Consider the following 13,782-nt stretch of genomic DNA (forward strand, 5'->3'; position numbering starts at 1 on the left):
CCCTCGTCCGGTATCACTCGCGGGCCCCGGCCGACGGCACCGGGGACGGGCCCGTCCTGATCGGCTCGCCCCGACGGCGGCCCAGCTCGTAGGCGACCCGCAGCAGCCCCACGCAGGCGCCGAGGAAGAACGCCGTGTGGAAGCAGAGCTGCATCCAGGCGACCCAGACGGCGAAGCGGACGCCCCGGTGGCGGCGGGCGAACCCGATGAACACCCGGTTCCTGTACAGGAACACCGAGAGCGCCGCCGCCGGCACGCCCAGCAGCCAGGGGCTGAGCAGCGCGAGCGGCAGGGTGAGGAACGTGGCCGTCGCCGAGGCCGACGAGAGCCGGGGCCCCTTGCGGCGCTTGTGCCGGCCCGTCCCGATCATGTCGAGCTGGAAGCCGGCCTTGCCCTCACCGCGCAGCCGCCGCGCCCGCACCATGATCACCGGCAGGGTGGTGGACCGCACGAAGCGCTCCGCCAGGCACCCCCAGAACCGGTCCTCGTCGTCGGCCCTGGTGACCACGGAGGTGGCCACGACCCGCCGGTAGCGGGCCGGGACGCGGGTGCCGAACTCGAAGTCCTCGCCGTCGCGCAGCCGCTCGTCCAGCCCGCCCGCCTCGGCGAAGACGTGGCGCGGGATCAGCGTGCAGGACAGGAACGTCGCCGTCGTCCGGCTGCGCTCGTAGTGCTCGCACAGGACGCGGTAGCGCTCGACGGGCCCGTCGTCGTAGAGCGGTTCGAGGTCGTAGATCCCCTGGACGAGGCCGCAGTCCGGCGTCTCCCGGTACGCCTTGACCGCGTTGCGGATCGCGTCGGGCGCCAGGGCCGTGTCGGAGTCGACGAAGAACAGCAGCGGAGCCGAGCTGTTCGCCACCCCGAGATTGCGCGCCCCCGCCGGCCCCTGGTTGCGCGGGGACTGGACGACCGTGCACGGGAAGCCCCGGGCGAGGTCGAGGGAGCCGTCGGTGCTGACGTCGTCGACGACGACGACCTCGGCCGGGCGGTAGGTCTGCGCGTACACCGACTCCAGGCAGGCCCGCAGGGTCTTGCGCTTGTTGTAGTTCGGCACGATGACCGCGACGTCATCGCGCCAGGCCACCTCGTCAGGCAGCATGTCCGTTTCCCTTCATCCGTGGGGCCGGTCAGGACACCGACACGACCATGCGCTGGGCCCGGTGGTCGGACAGCCCCTCGGCGCCGGGCAGCTCGTAGGAGTGCACGGTCACGTCGGGGCTGGTGTAGAGCCAGTCGATCCGCCACAGCTCGGCGGTCCCGGCCAGGTAGGTGGCCGGGTAGAGGGACGAGAGCGCGGGCGTCCTGTCGATCAGCCGCTCGGGGAGCAGGCGGCGGATGCCCATCGCGGGGGAGGTGTTCAGGTCGCCGGCGAGCACGACGGGGTGGGGGTTGGCCGCGACGTCGGCGGCGATGGCCCGGAAGCTCGCCTCCCGCCGCAGCGTCTTGTCGTGGGCGACGTCACGGGTCCCGGCGTCGTACAGCCGCCATTCGATCGGCGGCTGGAGGATCTGGCTGTCGTAGAAGCTGACGACCTCGCCGTTGACGTCGAGGTCGGTACGCAGCGTCTCCACCGTGTAGCCCTCCGGCCAGCCGCGCAGCGTCCCTGGGATCTCCCGCTGATCCTCGGGCAGCCAGGGGCGCAGGTCCAGGCCGCGCTGCCCGGCGATGGGGAACCGGGACAGGGTGATCTGCTCGCCGGAGGCGGCGAGGTGGTAGCCGGGGAACTCGCGGCGCAGCTCGGCCAGCTTGTCGATGCGCAGTGCCTGGTCGGCGGTCCAGCGCCCGCCCCTCGCGCCGGTGGACTTGTACAGGTACTCCGTCAGCAGGTAGACGTCGGCGTCCAGCTGGTGAAGGTAGGCGTAGAAGCCGGGCGAGTACCGGTCGCCGCCGGAGGTGCGCAGGTCCTGGTCCCAGAACTCGGTGTTCCAGGCGGCCACGGTGATGGCCTCAGGACCCGCGAGCGGGGGCGCGTACCAGAGGGTGGCGTAGTTGACGCCGCTGCGGCCGGCGCCCAGCACCGCGGTGAGCACCAGCAGCGGGATGATCCGCCACCGGACCGGCCTGGCCAGCGGCGCCACGGCCAGCAGCAGCACGGGGACCAGCAGGAACAGCAACGGCGGGATCAGCTCGATCGGCGCCCACAGCGAGGTGCGCCCGCTGGCCGCCAGGTGGCAGAGCACGAACAGCAGCCACGCCACCGAGCCGGTGACGACCAGCCTGGTGCCCCAGCACCAGCGCCGGCGCGGGCGGACGACGTGCCTGACTCGCTCGGTGAAGGATCTTTCCGGCCGGGGCGTACGCGCGGCAAGCCGCTGCTCGATCACGGTGCCGAACGTACCGAGCGGTCCTTGTCCCGTTCTTGTCGCGGGACGCGCCCGACAAGAAGGGGACAAGGCGCCGTGCCTAGCGTGAACCGGACATGAGGTCTGACCCGGCCAATGGAGCGCACATCATGAGTCCGGAGCACCCGCTAGTCTCGGTCATCATCCCCAGCTACAACCGGTCCGACGTGTTACGGCTCTGCCTGGACGCGGTGAGAGCGCAGACCCACCCGCACGTCGAGGTCATCGTGGTGGACGACTGCGGCACCGAGGACGCGGCGCGGGTGGCCGCGTCCATGGGCGCCAAGGTCGTACGGACCACGGTCAACGGCGGCCCGACCCCCGCCCGCAACCTCGGCGCCGAGCACGCCACCGGGGAGATCCTGTTCTTCCTCGACGCCGACATCGCTCTCGACCCCGACGCGGTGGCGAACGCGGTGCGGATCCTGCGGGACCACCCGGAGATCGGCGCCCTGGGCGGCGTCCTGCTGCCCGAGTCGCTGGTCTCGCAGAGCCTGGCCGCCCAGTACCGCGCCCTGCAGATGCACCGCTGGTGGATGCCCGCCCACCGGCCGACGCTCGAACTGCACGCGTCCGTGCTGGCGGTCCCCGCCAAGGTGTTCGCCGAGGTCGGCCCCTTCGACCCGCGGCTGCGCGAGACCGTCTCCTCCGACTACCGCGTCCGCGTGACGCGCTCGTACGAGGTGAAGCTGAGCGACGCGATCCGCGGTCGCAAGGACCACGACCCCACCGTGCGGACGATCCTGCGCAAGGTGTTCCGCCGCGCCCGCCTCAGCGCGCTCGACTGGCGCGAGGGGGAGACGCCGGGGGACTCCGTGCCGCGCGCGATCGGCGGCGTCCTGCTGCTGGCCGCCGTCCCGGCGCTCGCCCTGCCCCGCGTCCTGCCCGAACGGGCCCGCCGCGCCGGCACGCTCGTCCCGCCCGCGCTGGTGGCCGCCGCCATGGCCCTGGACGCGGGCACCCACCGCTTCGCCTACCAGCACCGGGGCGCCGCGTTCGGCCTGTACTTCTCCGGCGTGCACCTGGCCGTCACCTTCACCGGCGCCCTCGGCGGCGCGGTGGGCGTGACGCAGCGGTTCGCGCTCTCCCGCCTGGAGAAGCTCGCCCGGCTCGCGGCCGAGGACTGAGCGGCCATGCAGATCATCGGCACCGGCTTCGGCCGGACGGGAACGCTCTCGCTCAAGACGGCGCTGGAACGGCTCGGCTTCGGGCCGTGCCACCACATGGTGGACGTGTTCGCCCACCCGAGCCAGATCAGGCCCTGGCTGGCCGCGGCCACCGCCCGCGAGGTGGACTGGGACCGGCTGCTGGTCGGCTACGAGTCCTGCGTGGACGGCCCGACCTCCGCCTACTGGCGGCAGCTCGCCGACCACTACCCGAAGGCCAAGGTCATCCTCACCACGCGCGACCCGGAGCGCTGGCTGGCCAGCATGCAGCGCACCCTGTTCGCCCAGCGGCGGCGCATCGAGTCCCTGCCCGGCAGGGCCGCCGTCCTGCTGTCGACGCTGCTCGGCACCGACCTCGCCGCGTTCGTCAGGATGGTCGACACGACCCTCGACGCACGGACCTTCGCCACGGCGGCCGACCGGGAGCCCGAACGGGCCGTCAAGCTGTTCCAGGAGCACACGGACAGGGTGGTCGCCGCCATCCCCGCCGGGCGGCTGCTCGTCTTCGACCCCGCCGACGGCTGGGGCCCGCTGTGCGAGTTCCTCGAGGTCCCGGTCCCCGGCGAGCCGTACCCCCGGGTCAACAACTCCTCGGACTTCACCAGGAGCGGCCTCGGCCGGCCCCTGCCGCTGCTGCTCCGCCGGACCAGGCGAAGGGATTCCCGATGAGGCCGCTGGTCTCGGTGATCGTGCCGAACTACAACTACGCCCGCACCCTGGAGCTGTGCCTGAGCGCGCTGGAGCGGCAGACGTACCCGCGCATCGAGGTGATCGTCGTCGACGACCGCAGCACCGACGACTCCGTGGCCGTCGCCCACCGGCACGGCGTGCGGGTCGTGGTCACCGACACCAACATCGGCGCCCCGGCGGCCCGCAACCTCGGCGCCGGGCACGCCCGCGGCGAGGTGCTGTTCTTCCTCGACTCCGACCTGGCGCTGGCCGAGGACGTGGTCGAGCACGCGGTGGACCTGCTCACCGCCGACCCCACCCTGGGGGTGGTGTGCGGCACCTACGACCCCGAGCCGCTGATCCCCGACAGCCTCGTGGAGCGCTACCGCAGCCTCCAGCTGCACTACTGGATCTCCGGCGACGAGGGCGAGATCAGCACGATCTACTCCGCGCTGTTCGCCATGCGGGCGGAGGTCTTCCGCGAGGTGGGCCCGCTGAACCCCGCCCTGCGCCACAGCGAGAACGCCGAGTACGGCCACCGCGTCACCCAGCGGTACCGCATCGTGCTCGACAACCGGATCAGGGGCAGGCACGACCACGACGACCGGCTCAAGGTGGTGCTGTCGAAGTTCTTCCACCGCGCCCGCCTGCACATCCCGCTGTACCTGCGCCGCCCGGACTTCAACGGCGGCCCGGCCAACAGCAGCCGCGGCTGGGGCTCGCTCGCCGCCCTGTTCGCCGTGCTCGCCGCGCCGCTGCCGGTCCTGCTCGGCCCCGCCTGGCTGGCGGCGCCGATCGGGTTGCTGGCCGGCTCCATCGCGGCGGACCTGGGCATGTACCGCTTCGTCCTGCGGTACGCCGGCGCGCCCTTCACCCTGTACTTCACCGCGGTGCACTTCCTGGTGAACGTCACCGTCGCGGTGGCGGTGTTCGCCGGGGCCGCCCAGTGCGTGGTGTCCAGCAGGTTCAGGCGCACCTACGACCTTCCCGCGGAGGTGTGAGCGATGACCACCGGGCCAGGGCCTCTCGTGTCGGTGATCGTGCCCAACTACAACTACGCCGCCTCGCTGGAGCTGTGCCTGCGCGCCCTGCAGGCGCAGACGTACCGGCCGATGGAGCTGATCGTCGTGGACGACGGCAGCACCGACGACTCGGCCGGGGTCGCGCGGCGGCTCGGCGTGCGGGTGATCCGCACCGAGCAGAACCAGGGCCCGGCCGCCGCGCGGAACCTCGGCGCCGCCCACGCGGCCGGTGAGATCCTCATGTTCGTGGACTCCGACGTGGCCGCCTACCCCGACGCCGCCGAGGTGGCGGTCGGCCTGCTCGCCGCCGACCCGGGGCTCGGCGTGGTGTCCAGCATCCACGACCCCGAGCCGCTGATCCGCGACAGCCTCGTCGAGGAGTACCGGGCGCTGCAGTACCACTACTGGACGGTCAGCTCCGAGGGGCCCGTCTCGTTCCTGTTCTCGGCGCTGATGGCGATGCCGCGCCGCGTGTTCGACGAGATCGGGCCGTTCAACCCGCGCCTGCGCGAGACCGAGGAGGTCGACTACGGCCACCGGCTCACCCAGCGCTACGAGATGCTGCTCACCACCGCCGTGCGCTCGCGGCACGATCACGACGACCGGCTGGTCAAGCTGCTGCGCAAGCTGTACCGGCGGGGGCGCGCCAGGGTGCCGCTGTACGCGAGGCGGCGGCGCTTCGCCCGCGGGTTCGAGACCTCCAGCCGGGCCGGCGGCAGCCTCGCCGCGCTGGCGGCGGTGGCCGCGGTGCCCCTGGTGATCCCGTTCGGCCCGGCCGGCGCCGGGGTCGCGGGCCTGGCCCTGGCCGTGTCGCTGCTCGCCGACCTCGGCATGTACCGCTTCGTGCTGCGCAGGCGCGGGCCGCTGTTCCTGCTGTACTTCGGCGCCGTGCACTTCCTGGTGAACGTGACCATCGCCGCCGGGGTGGCGGCCGGGGTGGTGCGGTGGTTGTGCTCGGCGAGGTTCCGCCGGCTCTACGATCCCGAGGTGACCATAGGGATCTCAGGGCAGGCGGCCACGTGACGGCTCCGCTGCGGGCGCTGCTCGGCCCGGTCCGCCGGGCGCGCAGAGCCGACGGCACCCGGGCGGGCATGCCGGGGCGTGGCGATGTGTCGCGCGCGTCTCCGGTGCGACGCAGGGTCCCGCTGGTGTTGTGCGCGGCGATCGCCTGGCTGGCGTTCGTGGTGCTGCACCGGGCCCTGTCCGGGCGGGTGTGGTGGTGGCAGGGCCCCGAGCTCGTCCCGCCGCTGGCGTTCGCGGCGGTCCCCGTCGTGCTGCTCGCCGCGGCCCTGGCGGTGGCGCGCCGGGCACGCCGGGTGGCCGCCGTCGTGACGCTGGCGTCCGCGGCGCTGGGCGGGGGACTGAGCGGGCTCGATCTCGCCGCCCCGTGGCACCACGCCGCTCCGGCGCCGCCGGGCGCGATCAAGGTGTTCTCGTGGAACACCTGGTACTGGGACCAGCCGGTGAGCGCCATGATGCCCCCGCCCACCGGCACGCCCGCGCGGGACGCCGACGCCTTCTACCGCCACCTCCGGGCCCAGGACGCCGACGTGCTGCTGCTGCAGGAGTACGTCTACTTCGGCCCGGACTCCCGGCCGATCAAGGTCGACGACCTGGACCGGCTGCGCAGGGAGTTCCCCGGGTACCACATCGCCGCCGCGAGCGAGATGGTGACGCTGTCACGCTTCCCCATCCTCCTGGAGCGCGGCATCGAGGGCGCGCCGGCCCCGGCGGGCTCCGGCTGGCCGGACTTCCACGCGGTGAAGACGCTGCGCACGGACCTGCGCGTCGGAAGCGGGACCGTCTCGTTCTACAACTCCCACATCAACTCGCCCGTCGCCCAGGGCGGCCTCAGCCGCGACCAGCACGAGGCACGCGACGCCAACCTGCGCGCGCTCGCCGCCGACATCAGGGCGAACCCGCTGCCCGCCTTTCTGGCCGGCGACTTCAACGCCTCGCCCGCCATGGGCATCCTGCGCCTGGTGCCGCAGCGGATGGTCGACGCCTCCCCGGCCCTGCGCTCGCTCTACCCCGCCACCTGGGACGAACGGCGGCCCCTGCTGTCGCTGTGGCGGATCGACTGGGCGTACACCACGCCGGAGCTCGCCGTGCACGAGTACCGGCTGGTCCGCTCGAACGGCCTGTCCGACCACAGCGGGCAGCGGCTGGTCGTCTCGCTCAGCCGGTGACCTGGGCGAGCAGCCGGGCGGGGCGGGGCGCCGGGTCCGTGCCGCCCGCCCGCAGGATCCGCAGGTGCAGCGCGCGCAGCTCGGGGCCCGGCTCGACGCCCAGATGGTCGGCGAGGTAGCCGCGCAGGCGGGCGTACAGGGCCACCGCCTCCGCGCCGCGCCCCAGCGCGCACAGGCCGCGCATCAGCATGCTCGCCAGCGGCTCCGCGAGCGGGTGCCGCGGCACCAGCGGGGTCAGCTCGGTGACCACCAGGTCGGGGTGGCCCAGGCGCAGGTGCGCCTGGGCCCAGGTGACCAGGGCGCCGACGTACTGCTGCTCGATGGCGTACCGCATGCGGGCGGCCCACTCGCCGGGGATGCCGGTGAGCGGCGTGCCGCGCCACAGCTCCATCGCCTCGCCCAGCAGCCGGGCCCTGGCGACGTCGTCGCGGGCGCGGAGCTGCGCCTGCTTGGCGAGCCGCCGGAACCGGAAGGCGTCCACCCGGTCGGGGTCCACCTCCAGCGTGTAGCCGCCGTCGCGGCGTTCGATGGCCAGGCCCGTCACGGTCAGCGCCTGCCGCAGGCGGGCGATGTGGGCGTACAGCGAGTCGGCCGCCCGGTCCGGAGGGTCGTCCCAGACCCGCTCGGTCAGCGTGCGCAGCGAGACGGGACGGCCGGCGTCGATCGCCAGGGCGGCCAGCACCGCGCGCCGCTGGGGTGGTCCCAGTGGCACACCACGATCAACGGAGGTCACCTCGACCGGTCCCAGTAAACGGACGTCCATCGCCTTCCTCTCACCATCGATCTCACGAGCGTTCTCACGGGCGGCATTCTCACAGGTGGACCAGCACGAGCGTCACGCCCAGGGCGGCGGCCCACAACACCGAGTTCGCGACCATGACGCGGTCGCCCAGCAGCACGCGCACCGGGTCGCCGCCCTGCTTGTGCACGAGCTGCAGCTGCAGGTAGCGGAAGAGGGCGAACAGCGCGAACGGGGTGGACAACATCATGGCCGTCTGGCCGTGCTCCGGGCCGAACGGCCCCTCGTCACGCAGGTACATCAGGCCCGAGACCAGGGCGAGCACCGAGGCGATCTGCAACAGCCAGTTGGTCAGCTCCATCGAGTAGCCGCGCAGCGCGGGCCGGTGCGCGGCCCCGCCCTCCAGCAGCTCCTGGCGGCGCTTGCCGATGAGCAGCAGCAGCGACATCGCGAACACGGTGATCAGCAGCCAGGCGGGCACCCGGTCCCCGGTCACCTCGTACCCCTGGAGGACGCGCAGCACGAAGCCGGCCGCGACCACCCCCACGTCGACCAGCGGGACGTGCTTGAGCCCGCGGCTGTAGGCGACGTTGAGCACCAGGTACACCAGCACCGGCCAGGAGGCCGCGGGCGACCGGGCGACGATGGCCGCGAGCACCGCCAGCAGGACGGCGCAGCAGGCGCCCGCGGTCAGCACCCCCACCCGGCCGGCCGCGATGGGGCGGGCGCACTTGACCGGATGGAGGCGGTCGCGGTGCCGGTCGGCGAGGTCGTTGCCGATGTAGACGGCGGCGGAGGCGACCATGAACGCCACCGTGGCCCAGAAGACCCCGGCCACCTCGGCGAGGCTGGGCGGGGCCGGGCCGATGAGCGCCACGGGCACGAGCAGGATCGCCTTGGCCGCGTGGGACGGGCGGATCAGGGCGGCCAGGTCGGCGACCGGGCGCCTGCGGGTCGCCACGGCCCGGTCGTGCGCCGCTTCCGGGCGCTGCGGGATCTCTGGAACGTCTGCCGATTCGACAAGGCGCATGCTTCACCCCGATAGCTCAGAAGAAGACCTTCGCCAGGGACAGCGCGCCCTGCCGCCACGCGTCACGGCTCGTCGCCCCGCCGCTCGAACCCGCGGGCGCGCCGGCCGCCCGCTGTTCCCGCCACCACGCGTACGTGCGCAGGATCGCGTCCCGGTTGGACAGCCGCGGGCGGAAGCCGAGCCGTTCACGGGCCTTGTCGATGCTGACGTAGGAGTCGGCGAGCAGCTTGCGCGCCAGCCGCCCGTACACGGGGGACAGCCTGCTGCGCTCCAGCAGCCGGAGCCCGGCCACAGCCGGACCGGCGGGCAGCGGGACGACCCGCTTGCCGTGGCCGGCCGCGTCGAGCACCGCCTGGAAGTCCTCGCGCAGCGTGCCGAACTCGGCGGCGGCCAGGTTGTAGGTGTCACAGGCGACGCCGGCCGGCGCGTCGAGCACGAGGGCCACCGCGTCCACCAGGTCCTCGATCGCGAACATCTGGATGCGCTTGTCCCCGCGGCCGAGCACCGGGAAGTTGCGGCCCTCCTCGGCCCACTCGAAGAGCATCGCGAACAGGCCCATCCGGCCGGGCCCGAGGAAGGTCTTGGGGCGAAGGACGGGCACGCACATGCCGCCGGCCCGGTACCTCTCCGCCAGCTCCTCCGCCTCGGCCTTCGCCCTGGTGTAAGGGTCGACCGGCGCGCGCGGATGGTCCTCGGGGGTGGGCACCAGCGACGGCAGCCCGTACACGGCGGTGGAGGAGATGTGCACCAGCCGCTCCACGCCGGCCCGCCGCCCGGCCTCCAGGACCGTGCCGGTGCCCGTGACGATCAGGTCGTGGATCTGCTCGGCCGGGTAGCTCGGCAGCGCGCCCGCGCAGTGCACCACCGCGTCCGCCCCGGCCATGGCCTCGGTCATCAGCGGCAGGTCGCGCACGTCGCCGGTCCGGTGACCCGCCGCCAGCAGCGGGTCGGGCTGGGGACGCACGTCCACCCCGAGCACGTCGTGGCCGTCGAGCACGAGCCGGCGGGCCAGGTGGCCGCCGAGCATCCCGGCGCTGCCGGTGACTACGACCCGGCGGGCCATCGCGACCCCACCTTCTCCCGCACGAACCCGGCGAGCAGCCGCGGCAGCCCCTTGGCCAGCGTCCTGTCGAGGCTGTCCAGGAAGTACTCGACGTCCTCCGGCTCGATGGCCAGGGTCGGCGCGACGACGAGGGGATTGTCGGCGTTCGGGCTGTAGTAGGAGACGATGCCGTGCTCGCGGTAGAGGTCGGCGATGACCGAGAGCGCGATCAGCTTGGTGCGGAACTGCGGGTCGCCGGAGAAGCCGGGCGCGAGCCTGGCGGCCAGGTCGAGCACCTTGGGCCCGCCGCTGAGGAACACGCCCCACAGCGCGCCCACCCCGCTCACCCGGCCGACCACGTCGGGGTGGCGCTTGTGGATGTTCTGCAGGCCGGGGCCCAGGATGCGCTCGATCTGGCGTGCTCTGGCGGGGTAGTCGTCCTCGACGACGATGTTGACGGCCTCGATGGCGGTGGCGGTCTCCTCGCCGAAGCCGTAGTAGGTGGTGCTGTGCAGGATGACGTCCGACAGCCGGTCGTACGCCTTGCGGAAGACCCGCTCGCGGGCGGTGTACCCGGCGATCGACGCCTTGCCGCCGCCGAGGGACTTGGAGTAGACGAGGATGTCGGGCAGCAGGTCGGGGTAGCGCATGAAGTAGAAGAGGCTGCCTGTCTTGCCCCAGCCCGTGTAGACCTCGTCGAAGATCAGCATGATGTCGTTGGCGTCGCAGAGCCGCCGCAGCTCGTACAGGTCGCTCTCCGCCCAGCAGCGCATGCTCGACGCGCTGAACGGCTCCGCCATGATCGCGTAGACGTCGCAGCCGCCGTCCGGAGTGCGGGCCGCCTCGACGGCCGCGCGGACGGCCTCGAGGTCGCCGTACGGGTGGACGACGATGCCGGGCAGGCCGGGGAAGCGGAAGGAGTTCTCCGACGACCCGGTCAGGCTGCCGGCGCCCAGGGTCTTGCCGTGGAAGCTGATGTCGGAGCGGAGGATGGTGTTGCGGCGCCCTCCGTGGTACTTGTACGCCATCTTGACGGCGCCCTCGTTCGCCTCGGCGCCGGAGTTCGGGAAGTAGGAGATGTTCAGGTCGCCCGGCAGCAGCTCGGCGATGTTGTGGCTGAGCGCGGCCACGTACGGCGAGAAGAACGCCTTGTGCACCTCCATGCGCCGGCGGTCGGCGAAGCGGCGCCGGGCCTCCAGGATGCGGGGGTGGTTGTGGCCGTGGTTCAGTACGCCCACCCCGCCCGTGACGTCAAGGACCTCCCGGCCGCCGCGGGTCCTGATCCGGGCGCCCTCGGCGCTCTCGACGAGTTCCCGGCCGAAGCCGAAGGAGGTCATGAGGTTGACCTGGCTGCGGCTGACGTACTTTCTGTACAAGTCCTGGACCTGTTTCACGGTGAAACTTTCACACTCGTCCACGCCGATGAGTTCAGACACGTCCGCCCTTCCCGGTTCGCGCGAATTCCGCTGGTGCCCGGCCTTCTTCTCGGCGGTGAGAAAAGGTGAGACCCGGCGTCAACAATGTCGAAACCGGCTATGCCCCGTGCCATACAAATGTGTGTAGGTCTGCGGCGGGCGCGGGAGCGTGCCGGAGAATAACCGGCCGGGAGCGGATCACCGGGTATTTCCCGGCCAGATCTCGCGGTGATAACGGATGATTTCCCGGGAGCAGGCCGGCGTCAGCCCCTGACCGTCATATAGGTGACCGGCTGGACGGACGGAGGAGGAAGCAGCGTGCGGCCCTCTGGCCGGGCCCGGCGGGCGGCCTGCGCCTGGTCCTCCTCGGTGTCCTCCTCCCTGGCCCGCTCGCGGGCGAACAGGCAGAGCAGGTCGTGCATGCGGTAGCGCTCGTGGCCGCACGACTCCAGCAACTGGGCTTCCACGAGGTGGTCCAGCAGGTCCGCGGTGCGCGGCTCTGGCCGGTCGGCCAGGGCGGCGGCGGCCGCGACGCTGATGGCGCCGCCGCCGAGCAGGCTCAGCAGCCGGAACAGCCGGGACGACTCGGCGTCCAGGCTCCGGTAGCTCATCATGAAGTACGCCCGTACGGCCTGGTCGTCGGCCTGCAGCTCGGACAGGCGGTGGTCCTCGACCGCCAGCCGGTCGGCCAGGGCGCGCAGCGACAGCCCCGGCCGGGCGATCAGCCGGGCGGCGGCGATCCTGATCGCCAGCGGCAGCCCGGCGCACAGCCGCACGATCGCCCGCGCCGCCCGCTGCTCGGCGGCCACACGCTCCTCCCCGATCAGGCGGCCGAGCAGCGTGGCGGTCTCGTCCTCGGCCATGACGCCGAGGCGAAAGTGCGACGCGGCGTCCAGGGAGGTGAGCATCCGGCGCGCCGTGACCAGCACGCGGCAGGTGGGGCTCGCGGGCAGCAGCGGGCGCACCTGCGCGGCGTCGCGGGCGTTGTCGAGCAGGAGCAGCAGGTGCCTGCCGTCGGTCAGCGAACGGAAGCGGGCCGCGGCCTCGTCCACGTCGAACCGCCCGCCGGATCCCGCGACCGTGCCGTCGCCGAGCGAGCGCAGCAGCCGGGCCAGCACGTCGGCCGGGTTCAGCGGCGCGACGCCGGGGGTGGAGCCGTGCAGGTCCACGTACAGCCGGCCGTCCGGGAAGTGGCCCGCGACCTGGTGGGCGACGTGCACGGCCAGCGCCGACTTGCCGACCCCCGCGGCGCCCGTGATCGCCGAGATGGCGGTCGTGCCGGAGCCGGTGATCAGCATCGTACGCAGGCGGGAGATCTCGGTGGTCCGGCCGGTGAAGGCGGCCGAGCCGATGGGCAGCTCGGCCGGGGTCCTGCGGGCCGCGACCACCGGCGGCGGCGTCAGCGCGGGGTCGTCGGCGAGGATGCGCTGGTGCATCCGGACCAGGTCGGGGCCGGGGTCGATGCCGATCTCCGCGGCCAGCGTCATCCGCGCGCTCTGATAGACGGTCAGCGCGTCGGCCCTGCGGCCGCACCGGTACAGGGCCAGCATGAGCTGGGCCCTGAGCCGCTCGTTCAGCGGATCCCTGCGGGTCAGTGCCTCCAGGTCGGCGAGCACCTCGCCGTGCAGGCCGAGCGCCAGCCTGGCCTCCAGCGAGGCGTCCACGACGGTCGCCCGCAGCCGCTCCAGCCGCGCCGCCTCGCAGCGCAGCGTCGCCGGTAAGGGCAGCTCCTCCAGGACGGACTCGCCGCGCCACAGGCACAGGGCCCGGGTCAGCCGTTCGAGCGCGACGTCGTGGCGCCCGGCGGACAGCGCCAGCTGCCCCTGCGCGGCGAGGTCCTCGAACAGCGTGACGTCGACCTCGCCCGGGGTGACGCGCAGCATGTACCCGTTGGAGCCCGCCTCGATGCGGGAGGGGGAGCCGAGCACCTTGCGCAGCGCTGAGATGTAGGTGTAGAGGTTCGACTCCGCGGTGGCCGGGGCGCGCTCGCCCCACAGCCAGTCGAGCATGCGCCGGCTGGGGATCGCCTTTCCCGTGTTGAGCAGCAGGGCGGCCAGCAGCACGCGCTGTTTTCGGCGGCCGAGCGCGATAGGTCTCCCGAGAGAGGTTCGAACCTCGATCGGACCGAGGATCTTGAAATCCATATGACCACCCTGCAGCGCGCGGCT

Annotated in this window: 12 protein-coding genes; 5 read left to right on the top strand and 7 right to left on the bottom strand. The window is 72.9% G+C overall.

Annotated elements, in window-relative coordinates; translation table 11 throughout:
* Positions 1 to 13: 13 nt before the first annotated feature.
* Both HD593_RS20065 and HD593_RS20070 read right to left on the bottom strand, forming a co-directional pair.
* Positions 14 to 1,099, bottom strand: a complete 1,086-nt coding sequence (locus HD593_RS20065; RefSeq protein WP_185103606.1) for a glycosyltransferase — start codon at positions 1,097 to 1,099, stop codon at positions 14 to 16.
* Between the two features lie 28 nt (positions 1,100 to 1,127).
* Positions 1,128 to 2,324 (bottom strand): endonuclease/exonuclease/phosphatase family protein, encoded by a 1,197-nt coding sequence (locus HD593_RS20070; protein WP_185103612.1) that lies wholly within the window; start codon positions 2,322 to 2,324, stop codon positions 1,128 to 1,130.
* 128 nt (positions 2,325 to 2,452) lie between these two features.
* Between HD593_RS20070 and HD593_RS20075 the strand changes: the two genes are divergently transcribed.
* From HD593_RS20075 to HD593_RS64400, 5 genes are read left to right on the top strand one after another with little or no spacing between them, the layout of a single operon-like run.
* Positions 2,453 to 3,469 (top strand): glycosyltransferase family 2 protein, encoded by a 1,017-nt coding sequence (locus tag HD593_RS20075; protein ID WP_185103614.1) that lies wholly within the window; start codon positions 2,453 to 2,455, stop codon positions 3,467 to 3,469.
* Positions 3,470 to 3,475: 6 nt separating this feature from the next.
* The gene (locus HD593_RS20080) at positions 3,476 to 4,177 is read left to right on the top strand and encodes a sulfotransferase family protein (protein WP_185103616.1); all 702 of its coding nucleotides are present in this window, start codon (positions 3,476 to 3,478) and stop codon (positions 4,175 to 4,177) included.
* Positions 4,174 to 5,178: a glycosyltransferase family 2 protein gene (locus HD593_RS20085; RefSeq protein ID WP_185103618.1), complete on the top strand. Its 1,005-nt coding sequence runs from the start codon at positions 4,174 to 4,176 to the stop codon at positions 5,176 to 5,178. Before HD593_RS20080 ends, HD593_RS20085 begins: the two co-directional genes overlap by 4 nt.
* Positions 5,179 to 5,181: 3 nt before the next feature.
* Positions 5,182 to 6,222: a glycosyltransferase family A protein gene (locus HD593_RS20090; protein WP_185103621.1), complete on the top strand. Its 1,041-nt coding sequence runs from the start codon at positions 5,182 to 5,184 to the stop codon at positions 6,220 to 6,222.
* The gene (locus tag HD593_RS64400; RefSeq protein ID WP_185103623.1) at positions 6,219 to 7,388 is read left to right on the top strand and encodes an endonuclease/exonuclease/phosphatase family protein; all 1,170 of its coding nucleotides are present in this window, start codon (positions 6,219 to 6,221) and stop codon (positions 7,386 to 7,388) included. The genes HD593_RS20090 and HD593_RS64400 overlap by 4 nt, the downstream gene beginning before the upstream one ends.
* On the opposite strand, the gene HD593_RS20100 is transcribed toward HD593_RS64400, so the two are convergent.
* The 5 genes from HD593_RS20100 to HD593_RS20120 all read right to left on the bottom strand — a co-directional run bounded on the left by HD593_RS20100 (position 7,378) and on the right by HD593_RS20120 (position 13,758).
* Positions 7,378 to 8,151, bottom strand: a complete 774-nt coding sequence (locus HD593_RS20100; protein ID WP_185103626.1) for an AfsR/SARP family transcriptional regulator — start codon at positions 8,149 to 8,151, stop codon at positions 7,378 to 7,380. The two genes, HD593_RS64400 and HD593_RS20100, sit on opposite strands and share 11 nt — an antisense overlap.
* A gap of 49 nt (positions 8,152 to 8,200) precedes the next feature.
* The gene (locus HD593_RS20105) at positions 8,201 to 9,157 is read right to left on the bottom strand and encodes a UbiA prenyltransferase family protein (RefSeq protein ID WP_185103628.1); all 957 of its coding nucleotides are present in this window, start codon (positions 9,155 to 9,157) and stop codon (positions 8,201 to 8,203) included.
* Positions 9,158 to 9,173: 16 nt separating this feature from the next.
* Positions 9,174 to 10,220 (bottom strand): NAD-dependent epimerase/dehydratase family protein, encoded by a 1,047-nt coding sequence (locus tag HD593_RS20110; RefSeq protein WP_185103631.1) that lies wholly within the window; start codon positions 10,218 to 10,220, stop codon positions 9,174 to 9,176.
* Complete coding sequence (locus HD593_RS20115; protein ID WP_221524843.1) at positions 10,202 to 11,575, bottom strand: aspartate aminotransferase family protein; 1,374 nt, start codon at positions 11,573 to 11,575, stop codon at positions 10,202 to 10,204. The genes HD593_RS20110 and HD593_RS20115 overlap by 19 nt, the downstream gene beginning before the upstream one ends.
* A gap of 302 nt (positions 11,576 to 11,877) precedes the next feature.
* Complete coding sequence (locus HD593_RS20120) at positions 11,878 to 13,758, bottom strand: AfsR/SARP family transcriptional regulator (protein WP_185103635.1); 1,881 nt, start codon at positions 13,756 to 13,758, stop codon at positions 11,878 to 11,880.
* Positions 13,759 to 13,782: the final 24 nt, after the last annotated feature.

This window comes from Nonomuraea rubra, assembly GCF_014207985.1.
Taxonomy (GTDB): Bacteria; Actinomycetota; Actinomycetes; order Streptosporangiales; family Streptosporangiaceae; genus Nonomuraea; species Nonomuraea rubra.

Excerpts from the sequence above, each read along its gene's own strand:
- HD593_RS20065 (WP_185103606.1), bottom strand. The coding sequence starts at position 1,099 with ATGCTGCCTGACGAGGTGGCCTGGCGCGATGACGTCGCGGTCATCGTG.
- HD593_RS20075 (WP_185103614.1), top strand. The coding sequence starts at position 2,453 with ATGAGTCCGGAGCACCCGCTAGTCTCGGTCATCATCCCCAGCTACAAC.
- HD593_RS20080 (WP_185103616.1), top strand. The coding sequence starts at position 3,476 with ATGCAGATCATCGGCACCGGCTTCGGCCGGACGGGAACGCTCTCGCTC.
- HD593_RS20085 (WP_185103618.1), top strand. The coding sequence starts at position 4,174 with ATGAGGCCGCTGGTCTCGGTGATCGTGCCGAACTACAACTACGCCCGC.
- HD593_RS20090 (WP_185103621.1), top strand. The coding sequence starts at position 5,182 with ATGACCACCGGGCCAGGGCCTCTCGTGTCGGTGATCGTGCCCAACTAC.
- HD593_RS20100 (WP_185103626.1), bottom strand. The coding sequence starts at position 8,151 with ATGGACGTCCGTTTACTGGGACCGGTCGAGGTGACCTCCGTTGATCGT.
- HD593_RS20105 (WP_185103628.1), bottom strand. The coding sequence starts at position 9,157 with ATGCGCCTTGTCGAATCGGCAGACGTTCCAGAGATCCCGCAGCGCCCG.
- HD593_RS20110 (WP_185103631.1), bottom strand. The coding sequence starts at position 10,220 with ATGGCCCGCCGGGTCGTAGTCACCGGCAGCGCCGGGATGCTCGGCGGC.
- HD593_RS20120 (WP_185103635.1), bottom strand. The coding sequence starts at position 13,758 with ATGGATTTCAAGATCCTCGGTCCGATCGAGGTTCGAACCTCTCTCGGG.